We start from the raw sequence: 17,949 nt of genomic DNA, 5'->3' as shown, positions 1-17,949 counted from the left end.
GCGTTCAACGAGCACTGCCTGTCGCACAAGGTGGTGGTGCGGGCGTTCGTCGGCACGGCGCTCGCGGTGACCGGGCCGAGGCTGTCCGCGCGCCGGTTCTGGCTCGGCCACGCGGCCGACGCGACCGGCAAGCTGTGGCTGGACGACGGCGCGGTGGCCGCGGTGGTGGGCCGTCGGCGGTCGTTGCTGGCGGCCGGCATCACCGGCGTGGACGGCACGTTCGAGGCCGGTGACGTGGTGGAGCTGGTCGACCCGTCCGGGCACGTGGTGGCGCGCGGCGTGGTCGGTTTCGACGCCGCGGAGCTGCCCGGCCTGATCGGCCGCAAGAGCGGCGACCTCCCGGCGGAGCAGCGCCGGGAGGTCGTGCACGCCGACGACCTCGTGCCGTTGCGGTCCTAGGGTGCCGTTGCGGTCCTAGGGTGCGGTTGCGGTCCTAGCGCAGTTCGCTGCCCTTGGTCTCGGGCATCGTGAGGATGACGACGAACGCGATGGCCGCGCCGACCGCGACGTAGACGAAGAACGTGGTGCCCGGGAGCTGCTGGATGACCAGCGGCGCGGTGCCGCCGAACAGCGCCACGGTCAGGTTGTACCAGGACCCGATGCCCAGGGCGCGCAGCTCGGTCGGGAACAGCTCGCTCATCACGGCGGGCGCGATCGACGTCATGGCCGTGTAGAGGCCGAGGCCGACGCAGAACACGACGAGCAGGTTGCCCACGCCCGGTCGGATCAGGGTGGACAGCGGCACGACGAGCACCGCCGTAGCCGCCGACCACGCGAGCAGCTGCGGTTTGCGGCCGAACCGGTCCGACAGCGCGCCCATCGGGTACTGCAGGACGATGAACAGGGCCGTGGCGATCGACAGGGCGAGGAACACGTCCACCGGGTCCGCCCCGCGCTTCGACACCGCGAACGGCGTCAGCGCGCTGAAGAACGTGTAGTAGCAGAGCGTCGAGAGCATGGTGAAGCCGACGAGCCGCCCGACCGCCTTCGGGTGCTCGCGCAGGGTCGTCAGCAGCGGGCGCTTGAGCTGCTGCGCCTTCGCCTTGTTGTGCTCGAACTGCTCGGTCTCCTCCAGGCTGCGCCGCAGCCACAGGCCGGCCAGGCCCAGCACACCGCCGATGAGGAACGGGATGCGCCAGCCGTAGGACGCGAGCTGGGCCGGGTCGAGCGAGCGGGCCAGCACGAACCCGAGCAGCGACGCCACCAGCACCGCGGTGCCGGTCGAGATGTAGAAGAACGCCGAGTACCGGCCTCGCCGTTCCGGCGGCGCGATCTCCGCCAGGTACGCCGACGCGTTGGACACCTCACCGCCCAGCGACAGGCCCTGGGCGATGCGGGCGAGCAGCAGCAGGATCGGGGCCAGCCACCCGACTTGCGCGTACGTCGGCAGGATGCCGATCGCGACCGAGCCGCCCGCCATCAGCACGATGGTCAGCAGCATCGCCGTCCGCCGCCCGCGCAGGTCGGCGAACCGCCCGAGGAGGTACCCGCCCAGCGGCCGGAAGAAGAACGCGAGCGCGTACGCCGCGAACGTGTTGATCAGCGCGAGCTGCGCGTTCTCCTTGGGGAAGATCTGCGTGGCGAAATATATGCTGAAAGTGGCATATATTGTCCAGTCGTACCACTCGATGGCGTTGCCGATGCTCGCGGCGACGAGCTTTCGGACGGGTAGGCGGTGCTGGGTCCCGATCTCCACGGCAGCCATAGGGTTGGACACAACCACAAAGCGGGCGAAGTCGGTAGATCCTTCACCGAACCCCCGGCCGTCACGCCTCGCGCGTCCGCCACTCCGCCGCCAGCAGCCCGAACAACAGGTCGTCGGTCCACTCGCCCTTGCTCCAGGTGTTCTGCACCCGGTGGCCCTCCTGGTGGAAGCCGACCCGGACGAGCAGCCGCGCGGACCGCTGGTTGCGCGCGTCGCACTCGGCCGACACCCGGTGCAGGCCGCGCTCGTCGAACAGGTGCGCCAAGACCCGCCGCACCGCCTCCGTCGCGTACCCGCGGCCCTGGTGCCCGGTCGCCACGGTGTAGCCGATGTCCGCCTGCCTGCGGTTCTCGTGGAGGTTCACGCCGACGTCGCCGACGAGGACCCCGCCCACGTCGATCGCCCACTGGAACCACCCTGGCGCGGTCGGGTCGACCCCGCCGATCTCCCGCACGAACGCCTCCGCCTGCGCCAGGGGGAACGGCGTGTCCCAACCCTGGTAGCGGGCCACGTCCGGATCGGACCGGTACGCGGCGAGCACCGGCGCGTCGGCCGCCGTGAATGGCCGCAGCACCAACCGTTCCGCCGTCAGCCTCACCTCGTCACCACCACCTCCCGGTCGTCACGCCGTCACCGCCAACGCGAACGGCAGCACGGCCGACGCGCCCGCCCGCCGCAGCAGCCGCGCGGCGACCGTCATCGTCCACCCGGTGTCCACCTGGTCGTCCACCAACAGCACCGGACCATCCACAGTGGACAGGTCCGGCACGTCGGTCTCCCGCACCAGCCCCGCCAACCGCTGCGCGCTGTTCGCCCGGTGCGTCGCCTCGCCCAGCCACACCTGGCCGAGCAGCGGCAGCCGCCCGACCGACGAGATCCGCTGCCCGAAGCTGCCGACCAGCGCCGGCCTGCTCCGCGACCCGACCGTCACCACGCCCACCGGCCGGTCCGTCCACCCCCACGCGGACAGCACCTTCACGCACGCGGCGAACACGTCCTCCGGGATCTCCTGGTCCTCCGCGCCGAACAGCGACCGCAACCGGTTGCCCCAGCCGATGTCGGTCAACCGCCCCAACGCCCGCCCCGTCGACGCGATCTCGCCCGCCGGGATCTTCCCGGACAACGACACCCCGGCCGCCGCCATCCCGGTCGGCCACATCTTGCGCGGCTCGACCTCGACGCCCGGCCGCAGCAGCCGCTCCCGCGCCGCCGACGCCGCCGCGTCCGACACCTCCACCGACGGCCGCTCGCCGGTGCAGTTGTCGCACCGCCCGCACGGCGCCGCGTGCGGGTCGTCCAGCTGCCGCAACAGGAACTCCATGCGGCACCCGTCAGTCGCCAGGTAGTCCAGCACCGCCTGCCGCTCCACCCGCCGTGCCGCCTCGATGCGCTCGTACCGCTCCGCGTCGTAGGACCACGGCTGCCCGGTCGACACCCACCCGCCGCGCACCCGCCGCACGGCGCCGTCCACGTCGAGCACCTTCAGCACCACCTCCAGCCGGGTGCGCGACAGCTCCACCACCGGCTCCAGCGCGGCCGTCGACATCGCCCGGTCGGACGGCAACACGTCGAGCACCTGCCGCACCACCCGTTCCGGCGGGAACGCCAGCGACGCGAAGTACGCCCAGATGTCCTTGTCCTCCGGGCCGGGCAGCAGCAGCACCTCGGCCCGCTCCACGCCACGGCCGGCGCGGCCGATCTGCTGGTAGTAGGCGATGGGGGAGGGCGGCGCGCCCAGGTGCACCACGAACCCCAGGTCGGGCTTGTCGAACCCCATGCCCAGCGCGGACGTCGCCACGAGCGCCTTCACCCGGTTCGCCAACAGGTCTTCCTCGGCCCGCTGCCGTTCCGCCGGGTCGGTCCGCCCGGAGTACGCCGTCACCTCGTACCCGCGCTCGCGCAGGAACGCCGCCACGTCGTCCGCCGAGGCCACGGTCAGCGTGTAGATGATCCCCGAGCCGGGCAGCCGCTCCAGCCGCTCGGCCAGCCACCCCAGCCTCGCCTCCGCCGTGGGCAGCCGCACCGCCGACAGCCGCAGGCTCTCCCGGTCCAGCGGCCCGCGCAGCACCAGCGTGTCCGTCCCCGCGCCCAGCCCGAGCTGGTCGGCCACGTCCCGCACCACGCGGTCGTTGGCCGTCGCCGTGGTGGCGAGCACCGGCACGCCGGTGGGCAGCTCGGTCAGCAACGTCCGCAGCCGCCGGTAGTCCGGCCGGAAGTCGTGGCCCCAGTCGGAGATGCAGTGCGCCTCGTCCACCACCAGCAGCCCCGCCGACGCCGTCAACGACGGCAGGACCGTGTCCCGGAAGTCGGGGTTGTTCAGCCGCTCCGGCGACACCAGCAGCACGTCGACCTCGCCGGCCGCCACCCGGTCCTGGACGTCCTGCCACTCGTCGGTGTTCGCCGAGTTGATCGTGGCCGCGTGCACGCCCGCCCGCGCCGCCGCGTCCACCTGGTTGCGCATCAACGCCAGCAACGGCGACACGATCACCGTCGGCCCCTCGCCCAGGGACCGCAGCAACGCCGTCGCGATGAAGTACACGGCGGACTTGCCCCACCCCGTGCGCTGCACCACCAGCGCCCGCCGCCGCTCGGCCACCAGCGCGTGGATGGCCGTCCACTGGTCGTCGCGCAGGACGGCCCGAGGGCCCGCCAAAGCCCTCAGCCGTTCCTCGGCCAGTTCCCGCAACGCGCTGTCGTCCATGTGCCACACCATGACAGGTGCCACCGACAATCCGGCCCCCGGTCCCGCGCCACTCGGCCACTGGATCACCCGATCGAGTGCACCGTGCCGCCGTGTCCAGCCCTGTGAGAACCTCGAAGACAGCCACGACCGGGTGACCGTAGGCTGAACGACGTGACTGATGACCTGCGCGAACAGGTGCACGCCGCCGCCCGGCGCGCCCGTGTCGCCGCCAACGAGCTCGTCCTCGCCACCCGTGAGCGCAAGGACGCCGCACTGCACGAGATGGCCGCCGCGCTGCGCACCCGCGTCGCCGAGGTGCTGGAGGCCAACGCCAAGGACCTCGAGGCGGGCCGGGCCGCCGGCCTCAACCAGGGCCTGCTCGACCGCCTCGCGCTGACCGAGGCGCGCGTCGAGGGCGTGGCCCGGGGCTTGGAGACGGTCGCCGGCCTGGCCGACCCGGTCGGCGAGGTGCTGCGCGGCTCGATCCTGCCGAACGGGCTGGAGCTGAAGCAGGTCCGCGTCCCGATGGGCGTGGTGGGCATGGTCTACGAAGCCCGCCCGAACGTCACCGTGGACGCGGCCGGACTGGCGTTGAAGTCGGGCAACGCGGCGCTGCTGCGCGGCTCGTCGTCCGCCGAGCACTCGAACACGGCGCTCGTCGCGATCCTGCGCGACGCGCTGGAGGCCGTCGGCCTGCCCGCCGACTCCGTGCAGCTCCTCCCGTGCCACGACCGCGCCTCCGTCACCCACCTGATCACCGCGCGCGGCCTGGTGGACCTGGTGATCCCGCGCGGCGGCGCGGGGCTGATCAACGCCGTCGTGCAGCAGGCCACCGTGCCGACCATCGAGACCGGCGTGGGCAACGTGCACGTGTACGTGGACGCGAGCGCGGACCTCGACATGGCCCAGCGCATCGTGCTCAACTCCAAGACCCGCCGGACGAGCGTGTGCAACGCGGCCGAGTCGCTGCTGGTGCACGCGGCGATCGCGGACGAGTTCGTGCCGCGCGTCACCGACGCCCTCCGGAAGGAGAACGTCACCATCCACGGTGACGAGCGGTTCGCGAGAGACCCCCGGGTCCAGCCCGCGACCGACGAGGACTGGGACACCGAGTACCTGTCGCTGGACATCGCCGCCCGCGTGGTCGACTCGATCGACGAGGCCATCGCGCACATCGCCGCGCACGGCTCCGGTCACACGGAGGCCATCGTGACCAGCGACCTCGCCGCGGCCCGCCGGTTCACCACCAGGGTCGACGCGGCGGCGGTCATGGTCAACGCGTCCACCGCGTTCACCGACGGCGGCGAGTTCGGCATGGGCGCGGAGATCGGCATCTCCACCCAGAAGCTGCACGCCCGCGGTCCGATGGGGCTGGCCGAGCTGACGTCGTCCAAGTGGGTGGTCTGGGGCGAGGGGCACGTCCGGCCGTCGTCGTGAGCAGGCCCCGGGACGCCGCCGCGACCAAGGCGGCGTTGCTGGAGGCGGCGACGAAGCTGTTCGGCGAACGGGGGTTCGACCGCACGACGGTGCGTGACATCGCGACCCTGGCGGGCGTGAACCAGGCCTTGCTGTTCCGCTACTTCGGCAGCAAGGACGCACTCTTCGCGACCGTGCTGGCCACGCAGAGCCGTGAGCTGCTGGAGGACTCGCCCGCCGAACGCCTGTTGCGCACCGTGCTGCTGCGCGTGATGGAGGACAAGCCGAGGCGCGAGGACCACCCGCTGTACGCGGTGCTGCGGTCCTCGCACCACGACTCGGCGGCCGACGTCGTGCGGCAGCAGCTGGGGGAGGAGTACGCGCGCGCTCTGGCGTCGCTCACGGACGCGGACGACGCCGAGCTGCGCGCGGACCTCGTGCTGGCGTGGGTGGTGGGGATCGGCGTGCTGCGCGCCGTCTTCGCCAAGCAGCCGCTCGCGGGCGCGGACCGGGAGGCGGTGGCGGAGCTGGTGACCAGGGCCGCCGCCGTCCTGCTGGAGCACACGGAAGTCGGTTGACGGTCCGTAGCGATCTGCCTACTGTCGGAAGTAAGCGAATGCTTACATGGGGGTACCGATGGAGATCAGGTCCTACCCGTTCACCGAGCCCGACGACCTCGTGCTCAACCCCACCTACCTGGAGCTGCAGCGGGACGAGCCCGTGGCGCGGGTCCGGCTGCCGTACGGCGGGGACGGGTGGCTGGCCACCCGGTACGAGGACGCCAAGACCGTGCTCGCCGACCCCAGGTTCAGCCGCGCGGCGGTGATGGAGCCGGGCGCCGACGTGCCGCGCACCCTGCCGTCCATGCCGGCGGAGGCGAACATCCTGAGCATGGACCCGCCGGACCACACGCGGCTGCGCAGGCTGGTCGCGAAGGCGTTCACGGCGCGGCGCACCGAGCAGCTGCGCGAGCGCGCCCAGGAGATCGTGGACGGGCTGCTGGACGACGTGGAGCGGCAGGGTCCGCCCGCGGACCTGGTCGAGGCGCTGGCCATGCCGCTGCCCATCACGATCATCTGCGAGATGCTCGGCGTGCCGTACGAAGACCGGGCCGCGTTCCGCGCCTGGTCGGAGGCGGCGGTGGCGATCTCCGCGTTCACGTACGACGAGATCCTCGCGGCGAACGAGTCGCTGCGGACGTACATGGCCGGCCTGGTCGAGCGCAAGCGCGTCGAGCCCGGTGACGACATGCTGTCCGTGCTGGTCGCGGCGCACGACAACGAGGACCGGCTCAGCGCCCAGGAGCTGGTGTCGTTCGGGGTGGCGCTGCTGGTCGCGGGGCACGAGACCACCGCGAACCAGATCGGCAACTTCGTCTACCAGCTGTTGCGCATGCCCGACCGGCTCGGCGAGCTGCGCGCCGACCCGTCGCTGGTGCCGGCCGCCGTCGAGGAGCTGCTGAGGTTCACCCCGCTGGGTGGTTCCGCGGGCTTCCCCCGGATCGCGACCGCGGAGGTCGAGCTGTCCGGCGTCACGATCAAGCCGGGCGAGGCGGTGTTCGTCAACAACGTCGCCGCGAACCGCGACCCCTCGGTGTTCGAGAACCCGAACGAGGTCGACTTCCACCGCGAGCACAACCCGCACATCATGTTCGGCCACGGCGCGCACCACTGCATCGGCGCCCCGCTGGCCCGGATGGAGCTCCAGGTCGCCATCGGTTCCCTCCTCAAGAGGTTCCCGTTGCTCCGACTGGACGGTGACGTCACGTTCAAGAAGGGCAGACTGATCCGTGGCCCGCAGTCGCTCTCGGTGAGGTGGTAGTCGCATGGGGAAGTGGACGATCGAACTGGACCGGGGCGCGTGCATCGGCACCGGTATGTGCACGGCCACCGCGCCGGGCCACTTCCGGTTCGAGGGAGGCACGGCCACGCCGGTCAACGAGGCCGTGGAGCCCGACGACGCGGTGGTCGACGCGGCCGAGTCGTGCCCGATGGAGGCCATCCTGGTGCGCGACTCGGACGGCTCGGTGCTCGCGCCGCAGCTCTAGCGAAAAAAGTTCCGCCGATCGCGTCATGGGTGCGTGAGCCGCGCGTCCCATGGTCGCGCGGCCCTGATTCGGGGTGGGCCGAGCGATCCGCGGAGGCGGCCTGCTCCCCCGGGGCCGCGGCCGGGAGTCGAGTGCGCGGGTGGCCTTTCGGGGAGCGACCGGCCGCCCGCGCACCACCCGAACTAGGCTCACTTCCCATGTCCAAGCGGCGTATCGGCGTCATGGGTGGCACGTTCGACCCGGTGCACCACGGCCACCTGGTCGCGGCCAGCGAGGTGCAGGCTCGGTTCGACCTCGACGAAGTGGTGTTCGTGCCGACCGGCCAGCCCTGGCAGAAGAGCGAGCGCGAGGTCAGCGCCGCCGAGGACCGGTACCTGATGACGGTCATCGCCACCGCGTCGAACCCGAGGTTCTCGGTCAGCCGGGTGGACATCGACCGGGCCGGGCCGACGTACACGATCGACACGCTCACGGACCTGAAGGTCACGCACCCGGACGCCGACCTGTTCTTCATCACCGGCGCGGACGCGTTGGAGCAGATCCTGTCGTGGCGGCGGGCGGACGACGTGTTCGACCTCGCCCACTTCATCGGGGTCACCCGACCGGGTTACGAGCTGCACGACACGCACCTGCCGCCGGGCGTGGTGTCGCTGGTGGAGGTGCCCGCGATGGCCATCTCGTCGACCGCCGTGCGCGCCCGGACGGCCTCCGGACTGCCCGTCTGGTACCTCGTCCCGGACGGTGTCGTTCAATACATCAGCAAGCGCCGGCTTTACTCGATGCCGGACTGAGCCCGGACGCCGGTACCCTCATTGACTCGTGCGGGCGTATAGGCGTCCGCCGGTGTGATGAGGAGTGACGTGGCAGCCACCGACGAGGCACGACGGTTGGCGCTGGTCGCCGCGAGCGCGGCAGCCGACAAGAAGGCGCACGACGTGATCGTGCTCGACGTGTCCGACCAGCTGGTGATCACGGACGTCTTCGTGATCGCCTCCGCCGCCAACGAGCGGCAGGTCGGCGCGATCGTGGACAGCGTTGAGGAGAAGTTGCGCGAGGCCGGCCGCAAGCCGGTGCGCCGTGAGGGCGCGCGCGAAGGTCGATGGGTCCTGCTGGACTTCGTGGACGTGGTGGTGCACGTCCAGCACTCGGAGGAGCGCAGCTTCTACGGCCTGGAGCGGCTGTGGAAGGACTGCCCGCGGATCGAGTTCGACGCCGGCGCCGGGGCCGACGAGGTCGCCGAGGCATGACCCTGAACCGGCTCGTGCTGTGGCGGCACGGTGAGACCGACTACAACGCGACCGGCCGCATGCAGGGCCACCTCGACTCGGCGTTGACCGAGGTCGGGTGGAACCAGGCGCGGTTCGCGGTGCCGGTCCTCGCCGGGTTCGCACCCGAGCTGGTGGTCGCCTCCGACCTGCACCGGGCGCGGGACACCGCGACGGTGTTCACGGACGCGACCGGTGTTCCCCTGCGGATCGACGAACGGCTGCGGGAGACCCACCTGGGCAAGTGGCAGGGGCTCACCTCGACCGAGATCGAGGCGGAGTGGCCGGGCTCGCTGGACCGGTGGCGGGCCGACGGCACCCTGGCGCCGCCGGACGGCGAGACGCGCGTGGAGGTCGCCGAGCGCGCGCTCGCCGTCGTGTCCGACGTGGACGCGGAGTTCTCCGGGACGGTCATGCTGTGCGCGCACGGCGGCCTGATCAGCGCGTTGACCGGCCGGTTGCTGGAGTTGCCGGTGGACCGGTGGGCGCTGCTCGGCGGCATCGGCAACTGCCACTGGACCGTGTTCACCCGCCGGCCGCACGGCGACGGCCGGTGGCGGCTGTCGTCGTACAACGCCGGAACCACCAGGTGAGACTGCTCGTCCTCGGCGATTCGCTGACGTTCCACGGGCCGCGAGGGCCCTTGCCCGCCGATCACCCCCGGCTGTGGCCGAACGTCGCCGCGTCGGCGCTGGGCGGGCACGCGGAGCTGGCGGCGGGGTTCGGCTGGACCGCCCGTGACGCCTGGTGGTCGCTCACCGGCGACCCCAGGGTGTGGTCGCTCCTGCCGCGCACCGACGTGGTGGTGCTGGCAGTGGGGCACATGGACACGCTGCCGTCGCCGTTGCCGACGTTCCTGCGGCAAGGGCTGCGCTACCTGCGGCCGGACGGCGTGCGGCGGCGTGCGCGGGCGGGGTACCGGGCGGTGCAGCCGGTGCTGTCGCGGGTGCTCGGCGGGCGTCCGGTGGCGTTGCCGCCGCGCCTGACCGTGCGGTACCTGGACGACTCGGTGCGCGCTGTGCGTGCTCTTGAGCCGGGTATCAGGGTGGTCGGGATGACACCCTCTGTGCACCGTTCGCCGGCTTACGGGGGCGTTCACAGTGGACGTGCGGCGGCTGAGCGCGCGCTGCGCGTGTGGGCGGCGGGCGCGGACGTGCCGCTGCTGGACGTGCCGCCGCTGGTGGGCGAGCACGTTCGGTCACGGCGTGGCAACCCGGACGGCATGCACTGGGGCTGGGAAGGCCACGACCTGGTCGGGCACGCGATGGCGGAACTGATCCGGTCCGTGGCGGTCAGCCACTCGGGTCGGGCGGAGCCGTAGTCTCGGCACTCGTGTCCACCACGATCGTCACCGACTCCACGGCGTACCTGCCCGAGGGGTTCGCCGAGCGGCACGGGATCAGGATCGTGCCGCTGCACGTCGCCGTGGACGGTCGCAGCAGGCTGGACGGCGTCGACTTCGGTCCGGTGGAGCTGGCGGCGGCACTCGGCGAGCACCGCCGGGTGACCACGTCGCGGCCGACGCCCGGCGAGCTGGCCGAGGTGTACCGCTCGGTTCTCGCGGAGGGCGCCGACTCGGTGGTGTCCGTGCACCTGTCCCGTGACCTGTCGGGCACGTGGGAGGCCGCCCGGCTGGCCGCCGAGGAGGTCGACCCGACCCGGATCAGGGTGGTCGACTCGCGGGCCACGGGCATGGGGCTGGGTTTCGCCGCGCTGGCCGCGAGTGCGGCCGGCGGCGACGGCGCGTGCGCGGAGGAAGCGGCCGCGGCGGCGGCGGCGCGCGTCAAGATGTTCTTCTGCGTGGAAACGCTCGACCACCTGCGGCGGGGCGGCCGGATCGGCGCCGCCGCGGCCCTGGTCGGGACCGCGCTGGCGGTGAAGCCGCTGCTGCACGTCGACGACGGCCGGATCGTGCCGCTGGAGAAGGTGCGCACGATGAGCCGGGCGATCGGCCGCCTGGTCGACCTGGCGGCGTCGGCGGCGGGTTCCGGGCCGGTCGGCCTGGCTGTCCACCACTTGGCCGCGCCGGAGCGCGCGGCGGAACTCGCGACCCGGCTCGACGAACGCGTCCCCGGCTCGACCGGCTGCCTGATTTCCGAGGTGGGAGCCGTGATCGGCGCGCACACGGGCCCCGGTGTGCTTGGCGTGGTGGTCCTGCCCGGAGGCTATTCCTAGCCCGCTTTATCCATCATTTCCGAGTTGTCCACAGATTCCCGATCGCCGCCGCACGCCCTGGTCCACCCGGCCTAACGTCGACCACATGTTCGACCGCAAACCGGAAACCACAGCAGCCCGTCTCAAAGCCCTCATCTCGCAGGAGCGGGGCAGACACCGGGCCTCCGACGCCGAGACGCTCGTCTTCGTCTCGTCGGACGGCGGCTCGAGCCCGCCCGGCTCCCTCCGCCGCCTGCTGCGCCGCTGGCTGCCGGAGCAGGCCCTCCCACACCGCCGCCGAGTCCTCGTCGCGGGCGTCATGGCGGGCGTCGCGCTGGCGGTTGCCCTGGCCCTGTGGTGGCAGCGCCCGCTCCCGGAGGTCCCACCCGACCTCCCGGTGGCCGAGGCCGCCGCCGTGACCCACAGCGTCGAACAGCTGGTGGTCAACGTCGTGGGCCAGGTGCCCACGCCGGGACTGGTGACCGTGCCCAGCGGCGCCAGGGTGGCCGACGCGCTCCAGGCGGCGGGCGGAGCCAACCCCGGCGCCGACCTGACCGCGCTCAACCTCGCCCGCAAGGTCGCCGACGGCGAGCAGATCGCCGTGGGCATCCCGGCCCCGCTGCCGGAAGGCCCGGCCACCGCGCCGCTGAACGTGAACACCGCCACCAAGGACCAGCTCGACACGTTGCCGGGCGTCGGCCCGGTGACGGCGCAGCGCATCGTCGACCGAAGGCAGAAACGCGGCCCCTTCACGTCCTTGGAGCAGCTGGGCGAGATCGAGGGCATCGGCGACGCGAAGCTCGCCAAGCTCCGCGACCTGGTCCGCCTCTGACGCCTCGCGCGCCATCTCCTCCACCCCTCACCCAGGAGCACGCCATGACTCCGACTCGCCTCGACTTCTTCCGCCGCCTCCTCTCCCGCCGGCCCCACGTCCGGCGTGGAGGGCGCAGGAACCACCCCGATCACCGCCACCGCATCCGTCAACTGTTCGACCGCGCCCGCCGCCTGCCCGTCTTCGTCCGCCGGGTTGCCGCCACCCGCACGTGCCGTTCCACCGCGGGACGGTCGCCGCTCCGCTGGGCGGGGTCGTGAACCCCCGCGCGCACCTCGTCCCGGCCGCGCTCGCGGTGTGGGCGACGGCCATCGCCGGGCTGCTCTGGGCCTGGTGGGCGGCGGTCGTGGTCGGTTTGGCCGCCGCCGTCATCGGCGGCCTGGCACTGCGGCCGTGGCGACCGGCGGCGGTCGCGGTGGCGGTCGCGGCTCCGGTGGCCGCGTGCTGGATCGGCGTGCAGGTCCACAGCGCGGCTCACCACCCACTCCGCGCGGCAGCCGGGAGCGGAACGCCCACCACCGTCCACTTCGAACTCGACGACCGGCCGCACGGCTTGCGCTCCAGCGGTTTCGGCTCGCGGGCCGGAGGCGTCGACCTCGTGCTGGTCCGCGCGACGCTCGACGACGGCGCCCGGATCGCCGTGCTCGCCCCGGCGGCGCGGTGGCGGACCTTGTTGCCAGGCCAGGAAGTCACCGCCCGCGGCACCCTCGCCCCGCCGCGGGGAGGCGAGCTGACCGTTGCGGTGCTGAGGGTCCGCGGCCCTCCGCGGGAGGTGACCGAAGCGCCGCTGTGGCAACGCGTGGCCGAAGACGTCCGCGCCGGGCTGCGCCGCGCGAGCACCGCGCTCGACCCGGAGCCGGCCGGGCTGCTGCCCGCGCTCGTCGTCGGCGACACCTCCGGTCTCTCGCCCAGGGTGATCGAGGAGTTCCGGACCGCCGGCCTCGCCCACGTGCTGGCCGTCAGCGGCGCCAACCTGGCGATCTTGTGCGGAGCGGTCCTGTTGCTGCTGAGGCTGCTCCGGGCTGGCCCTCGCGGCTGCGCGGCGGGTGCGATGGTCGCGCTGGTCGGGTTCGTGGTGTTGGCTGGGCCGGAGCCCAGTGTGCTGCGGGCGGCCGTGATGGGCGCGGTGGCGTTGCTCGCGCTGGTGCTGGGGCGGGAGCGGTCGGCGTTGCCGGCGCTCGCGGCCGCGGTGGTGGTCCTGGTCCTCTACGACCCGGAACTGGCCACCGAACCGGGGTTCGGGCTGTCGGTCGTGGCGACGGCGGCGCTGGTGCTCCTCGCGCCGAGGTGGGCCGTCGCGATGAAGGAGCGCGGCGTCCCGGTCGGACTCGCCGAGGCGCTGGCGGTGCCGATGGCCGCCAACCTGGCGACCGCGCCGCTGGTCGCAGGCCTGTCCGGGCAGGTGAGCCTGGTCGCGGTGCTGGCGAACCTGCTGGTGGCGCCGGTGGTCGCCCCGGCGACGGTGCTCGGCGTGCTGGCCGCCGTGCTGGCGCAGGTGAACGAACCGGTGGCACGGCTCGTGGTCGAGGTGGCGGGTCCGGCGGCGAGCTGGCTGATCACCGTCGGCCGGCACGCGGCGGCGGTGCCGGGCGCGGCGGTCGGGTGGCCGGGCGGGTGGGCCGGCGGGGCGTTGCTGGCCGTGGTGCTGGTGGTCGGCTACGCGATCACCAGGCTGCGCCGGGTGCGGACGCTGGTGGTGGCCGCGGTGATCGGTGCGGTGGTGGTGGCCGTCCCCGTGGGGGTGGTCTCACCCGGTTGGCCCGTGCCGGGCTGGTCGGTGGTGGCCTGCGACGTGGGGCAGGGCGACGCGGTGGTGCTGGCCACCACCGAGCGTGACCGGGTGGTGCTCGTGGACACCGGCCCGGACCCGGTGCCGGTGCTGTCGTGCCTGCGCCGGCTCGGGGTGCGGCGCATCCCGCTGGTGGTCCTCAGCCACCTGCACGCCGACCACGTCGGCGGGTTGGCCGCGGTGCTGGCGGAGCGGGGCGTGGGCGCGGTGGCCGTGGGGCCGTCGCGGCAACCGGAGTGGGCGTGGGAGGAGGTTCGGGGTCGGGCGCGGGCTGCGGGTGTCCGCGTGGTCGAGCTGGGCGCCGGGCAGCGGATGAGCTGGCCGGGTCTGGACCTCGACGTGCTGGGTCCGCGGGCGGACCCGATGGGCGGGACGAACACGGCGGTCAACGACGCGTCGCTGGTGCTGCGGGCCACGACCCCGGCCGGCCGGGTGCTGTTGACCGGCGACATCGAGTTGGCCGGGCAGGCGGACCTGCTCGGCGGGCACGTCGACCTGCGGGCGGACGTGCTGAAGGTGCCGCACCACGGTTCGCGGTACTCGTCGCCGGAGTTCCTGGCGGCGGTGCGGCCGCGGATCGCCCTGGTGAGCGTCGGTGCGCGCAACCGCTACGGCCACCCGAGCGGCGTGCTGGTCGACGCCCTCACCAGGCAAGGCGCGCTGGTGCTGCGCACCGACCGGGACGGCGACACCGCCGTCCTCACCGGCCCGGACGGGCCGCGGGTCGCCCGCCGGGGCGGGCCGACCGACCACGGGCAGAGCGCTGGACAAGGCAACGCACGACCCAACGGACAAGGGGAGAACCATGAAGAACGACGTTTGGATCCGACTGCACGCGGGCTGGGTGCGGAACAACGGCGACCGGGCGGTGGGGTGGGCGCTGTGGCAGCCCGGGTACACCGCCCAGCCGTGGCCGCGCGACGAACTGCGTCCCGGCTTCACCTACTACGTGTGCGAGGACCTGCGCGGAGGTGGACGCGGCATCGTCGCCCGCGCGACCACGACCGGGGTGATCCGCCTGGCGCAGGTGCCGTCGGCCACCGCCGCCTACCGCCTGGTCGCCGACGCCCTGTTCGACGCCGACCTGTCCATGTCACCGGAGGAGTGGCACGCCGAGCGCTACAACCAGGAGAAGGAGAAACGCCCGTGGCCCCAACTGCTGACCGCCTGGCGCGTGGTCACCGAGCAGGTGGGTCCGCACGTCCTGCCGGAACTGGCGGCGTTCCCCCGCACCGGCTGGCTGCGTTCCTCCCGGATCGCCCTGTGACCGCCCGCGCCGCGACCGCCGCCGTCACCGCACGCCCTGGGCCGGCCCGCCGGCGGCAGACCGGCGGCGGGCCGGGTGGACTCAGTCCTGGAGCGCCTTCAGCACGGCCTCCGCCGACGGCGGGACGTTGGCCCGCGGGCCGACGCGGTCGCCGAGCGCGTCGAGGGTCTTCAGGCCGTCGCCGGTGATCAGCAGCACCGTCTCGCCGTCCGGGTCGAGCTGACCGGTCTCGATGAGCTTCTTCGCGGTCGCCACGGTCACGCCGCCGGCGGTCTCGGCGAAGATGCCCTCGGTGCGGGCCAGGAGGCGGATGCCCTCGACGACCTCTTCGTCCGTGACGTCCTCGATCGCGCCGTTGGTGCGGCGGACGGCGTCCAGCACGTAGGGCCCGTCGGCGGGGGCGCCGATGGCCAGCGAGCGGGCGATGGTGTCCGGGCGGACCGGGGTGACCACGTCCAGGCCCGCCTTGTAGGCGGCCGAGACGGGGGAGCAGCCGGTGGCCTGCGCGCCGAACACCCGGTACGGGGTCTCCTCGACCAGGCCGAGGCTGCCCAGCTCGCGGAACGCCTTGTCGACCTTGGTCAACTGGGAGCCGGACGCGATGGGCACCACGATCTGGTCGGGCAGCCGCCAGCCGAGCTGCTCGGCGACCTCGTAGCCGAGCGTCTTGGAGCCCTCGGCGTAGTAGGGGCGGACGTTGACGTTGACGAACGCCCAGTCCTCGTGCTCGGCCGCCAGTTCCTGGGCCAGCCGGTTCACGTCGTCGTAGTTGCCGTCGACGGTGATCAGGTTGCCGCCGTACACGGCGGTCATGAGGATCTTCGCCCGCTCCAGGCTGGACGGCACCAGGACCACCGACTGCCAGCCGGCGCGGGCCGCGGCGGCGGCGACGGCGTTGGCGAGGTTGCCGGTGGACGGGCAGGCCAGGACCTTGAAGCCGAGCTCGCGGGCGGCGGCGAGGGCGACGCCGACGACGCGGTCCTTGAACGAGTGGGTCGGGTTGCCGGTGTCGTCCTTCACCCAGACCTTGCGCACGCCCAGCGCCTTGGCGAGGCGGTCGGCCTCGACCAGGCGGGTGGCGCCGGGGTTGGTGTTGGGGTGCGACTCCACGTTGGACGGAACGGGGAGGAGGCCGCGGTAGCGCCAGATCGACCGGGGGCCGGCTTCGATGTCCTCACGGCGGACCCGGCCGAAGTCGTAGGCCACTTCCAGCGGCCCGAAACACTCAAGACAGGCGTACTCGGGGGCGAGCGGCGTCTCGTGCCCGCATTCGCGACAGGACAGTGCCCGGGCAGGACCGAGGTCGAAGGAGGTGGTGGCCGAGGGCACACTGACAGCAGTCATCGCGAGGTATCTCCTCATCTTTCCCGCGCGTCGCGGGTCGGAATTGGCACCGTGGTCGCCAGCGCACGCTGAACGACGGGTTGCCGGGGCTTCTTCGGGCCGATCCCTCTGCCCCTCTGGATGAGCGGTATTCAGTTGTGCCGTCAAAGTACGTCACGATCCCGACCCTCAGCCAGCGACGTCCACCATCCGGACGTCGGTCGACCGTGGGAGGATCGCGCCGTGAGTTCGCCCGCTGACGCGTCCAACGCCGTGCACCTGATCATCGGCGAGGAGGAGTTGCTGGTCGAGCGCGCGGTGCGCGGTGCGCTGGACGCGGCCCGGAAGCTCGATTCCCAGGCCGACCTGACCAGGGTTCGCGTGACGGATCTCACCGTGCCTGAGCTGGCCGAACTGGTGAGCCCGTCGCTGTTCGCCGAGGGGCGCGTCATCGCCCTGGAGGCGGCGCAGGAGGTGGGCAAGGAGATCGCCGACGCGGTCGTCGCCTACGCCAAGGCGCCGGCCGACGGGGTGACGCTGGTCGTCATCCACACCGGCGGCGGGCGCAGCAAGGTGGCCAAGGACCTGCCGGGCGCGCTGCGCAAGGCGGGCGCCCGGGTGACCGAGTGCCCGAAGATCACCAAGGCCGCGGACCGCGAGGCGTTCGTGCGCAACGAGATCCGTTCGGCCGGTGGCGGCAAGGCCGACCCGGAGGCCGTCGCGGCGCTGATCGAGGCGGTCGGGTCAGACCTGCGCGAGCTGGCCGCGGCCGCCTCGCAACTGGTCGCCGACACCGCCGGCAAGGTCGACGCCGAAGCCGTCCGCCGCTACCACCGGGGCAGGGCCGAGGTGACCGGCTTCGCGGTGGCGGAGAAGGCGGTGATGGGCGACCGGGCCGGCGCGCTGGAGGCGTTGCGCTGGGCGATCCAGCTCGGCGTGCCGCACGTGCTGGTCGCCGACGCGCTCGCCGACGCGGTCCGGACGATCGCGCGGGTGTCGGCGGTCGGCCGGGGCGACCCGTTCAAGCTCGCGGGTGAACTCGGCATGCCGCCGTGGAAGGTGAAGAAGGCGCAGGGGCAGTCGCGCGGCTGGGACGACCGGGGCATCGCGGCGGCGATGGCGGTGGTCGCCGACCTCAACGCCGACGTGAAGGGCGTCGCGGCCGACTCGGGCTACGCCCTGGAACGCGCCGTGCTGAAGATCGTCGCCGCCCACGGCCGCCGCTAACCTCCCGTCCCGCAACCGCCCGGCCCCGCGGTCGCCCCGGCTCCACGGCAGACCTCACGTCGCCGCGAACCGACAACCCGGCGAACCGCCAACGGCGGGACCCACCTCGCCGCGAGCCGTGCCTGACGGCGAACCGGCCCTCTCCGGATCCCCCGCCACGGCACCCGGCTGGCGGCCCTGGGTGGGCATGTGAAAGCGCCGCCCGCCCCGTGCGGGGCGAGCGGCGCCTTCGGCTTGCTCA

The 17,949-nt window shown here is 73.0% G+C and carries 16 protein-coding genes, 1 pseudogene and 1 riboswitch; of the genes and pseudogenes, 13 read left to right on the top strand and 4 right to left on the bottom strand.

From position 1 onward, the window contains the following. On the top strand, window positions 1–399 hold a 399-nt coding region (locus ACFQ3T_RS09515), incomplete at its 5' end, for a PUA domain-containing protein (protein ID WP_380722426.1). 34 nt (window positions 400–433) lie between these two features. Here the strand turns inward: ACFQ3T_RS09515 and ACFQ3T_RS09510 are convergent. The 3 genes from ACFQ3T_RS09510 to ACFQ3T_RS09500 form a co-directional block, all read right to left on the bottom strand. After that, window positions 434–1,696, bottom strand: a complete 1,263-nt coding sequence (locus ACFQ3T_RS09510; RefSeq protein ID WP_380722424.1) for an MFS transporter — start codon at window positions 1,694–1,696, stop codon at window positions 434–436. A gap of 70 nt (window positions 1,697–1,766) precedes the next feature. Further along, entirely contained in the window at window positions 1,767–2,303 is a 537-nt protein-coding gene (locus tag ACFQ3T_RS09505; protein WP_380722422.1) for a GNAT family N-acetyltransferase, read from the bottom strand. A gap of 24 nt (window positions 2,304–2,327) precedes the next feature. Next, window positions 2,328–4,406 (bottom strand): RecQ family ATP-dependent DNA helicase, encoded by a 2,079-nt coding sequence (locus tag ACFQ3T_RS09500; protein ID WP_380722420.1) that lies wholly within the window; start codon window positions 4,404–4,406, stop codon window positions 2,328–2,330. Window positions 4,407–4,559: 153 nt separating this feature from the next. On the opposite strand from ACFQ3T_RS09500, the gene ACFQ3T_RS09495 reads away from it, so the two are divergent. The 11 genes and pseudogenes from ACFQ3T_RS09495 to ACFQ3T_RS09445 form a co-directional block, all read left to right on the top strand. Continuing rightward, window positions 4,560–5,825 carry a glutamate-5-semialdehyde dehydrogenase gene (locus ACFQ3T_RS09495; RefSeq protein ID WP_380722418.1) on the top strand — a complete coding sequence of 422 codons (1,266 nt, stop codon included), beginning with the start codon at window positions 4,560–4,562 and terminating at the stop codon, window positions 5,823–5,825. Continuing rightward, entirely contained in the window at window positions 5,822–6,382 is a 561-nt protein-coding gene (locus tag ACFQ3T_RS09490; RefSeq protein WP_380722416.1) for a TetR/AcrR family transcriptional regulator, read from the top strand. Before ACFQ3T_RS09495 ends, ACFQ3T_RS09490 begins: the two co-directional genes overlap by 4 nt. Before the next feature lie 46 nt (window positions 6,383–6,428). Further along, window positions 6,429–7,625 (top strand): cytochrome P450, encoded by a 1,197-nt coding sequence (locus ACFQ3T_RS09485; RefSeq protein WP_380722414.1) that lies wholly within the window; start codon window positions 6,429–6,431, stop codon window positions 7,623–7,625. Between the two features lie 4 nt (window positions 7,626–7,629). After that, a complete protein-coding gene (locus ACFQ3T_RS09480) occupies window positions 7,630–7,851 on the top strand; it encodes a ferredoxin (protein WP_380722412.1) in 222 nt (73 codons plus the stop codon). A 197-nt stretch (window positions 7,852–8,048) separates the two neighbouring features. After that, on the top strand, window positions 8,049–8,642 hold the full coding sequence (gene nadD / locus ACFQ3T_RS09475) for a nicotinate-nucleotide adenylyltransferase (protein WP_380722410.1): 594 nt from the start codon (window positions 8,049–8,051) through the stop codon (window positions 8,640–8,642). 69 nt (window positions 8,643–8,711) lie between these two features. Beyond that, complete coding sequence (rsfS, locus tag ACFQ3T_RS09470; RefSeq protein ID WP_380722408.1) at window positions 8,712–9,098, top strand: ribosome silencing factor; 387 nt, start codon at window positions 8,712–8,714, stop codon at window positions 9,096–9,098. Next, complete coding sequence (locus ACFQ3T_RS09465) at window positions 9,095–9,709, top strand: histidine phosphatase family protein (protein ID WP_380722406.1); 615 nt, start codon at window positions 9,095–9,097, stop codon at window positions 9,707–9,709. Before rsfS ends, ACFQ3T_RS09465 begins: the two co-directional genes overlap by 4 nt. Next, on the top strand, window positions 9,706–10,437 hold the full coding sequence (gene octT / locus ACFQ3T_RS09460) for a diglucosylglycerate octanoyltransferase (protein ID WP_380722404.1): 732 nt from the start codon (window positions 9,706–9,708) through the stop codon (window positions 10,435–10,437). Before ACFQ3T_RS09465 ends, octT begins: the two co-directional genes overlap by 4 nt. Before the next feature lie 11 nt (window positions 10,438–10,448). After that, complete coding sequence (locus ACFQ3T_RS09455) at window positions 10,449–11,291, top strand: DegV family protein (protein WP_380722402.1); 843 nt, start codon at window positions 10,449–10,451, stop codon at window positions 11,289–11,291. A gap of 85 nt (window positions 11,292–11,376) precedes the next feature. Further along, entirely contained in the window at window positions 11,377–12,102 is a 726-nt protein-coding gene (locus ACFQ3T_RS09450) for a helix-hairpin-helix domain-containing protein (RefSeq protein WP_380722400.1), read from the top strand. A 256-nt stretch (window positions 12,103–12,358) separates the two neighbouring features. Further along, window positions 12,359–14,635: pseudogene (locus tag ACFQ3T_RS09445) on the top strand (DNA internalization-related competence protein ComEC/Rec2); the annotation flags it as partial. Between the two features lie 604 nt (window positions 14,636–15,239). On the opposite strand, the gene thrC reads toward ACFQ3T_RS09445, so the two are convergent. Continuing rightward, window positions 15,240–16,502, bottom strand: coding sequence for a threonine synthase (gene thrC, locus ACFQ3T_RS09440; protein ID WP_380722398.1), 1,263 nt, complete (start codon window positions 16,500–16,502; stop codon window positions 15,240–15,242). Window positions 16,503–16,513: 11 nt separating this feature from the next. Next, window positions 16,514–16,629, bottom strand: a riboswitch (SAM riboswitch). Between the two features lie 95 nt (window positions 16,630–16,724). Here thrC and holA point away from each other — a divergent pair. After that, window positions 16,725–17,708, top strand: coding sequence for a DNA polymerase III subunit delta (gene holA / locus ACFQ3T_RS09435; RefSeq protein WP_380722396.1), 984 nt, complete (start codon window positions 16,725–16,727; stop codon window positions 17,706–17,708). The last annotated feature ends 241 nt before the right edge of the window (window positions 17,709–17,949 follow it).

The organism is Saccharothrix hoggarensis (assembly GCF_042678885.1).
Taxonomy (GTDB): domain Bacteria; phylum Actinomycetota; class Actinomycetes; order Mycobacteriales; family Pseudonocardiaceae; genus Actinosynnema; species Actinosynnema hoggarensis.
The sequence above is the reverse complement of the archived record's forward strand: the minus strand, read 5'-3'. Positions and strand labels throughout refer to the sequence as shown.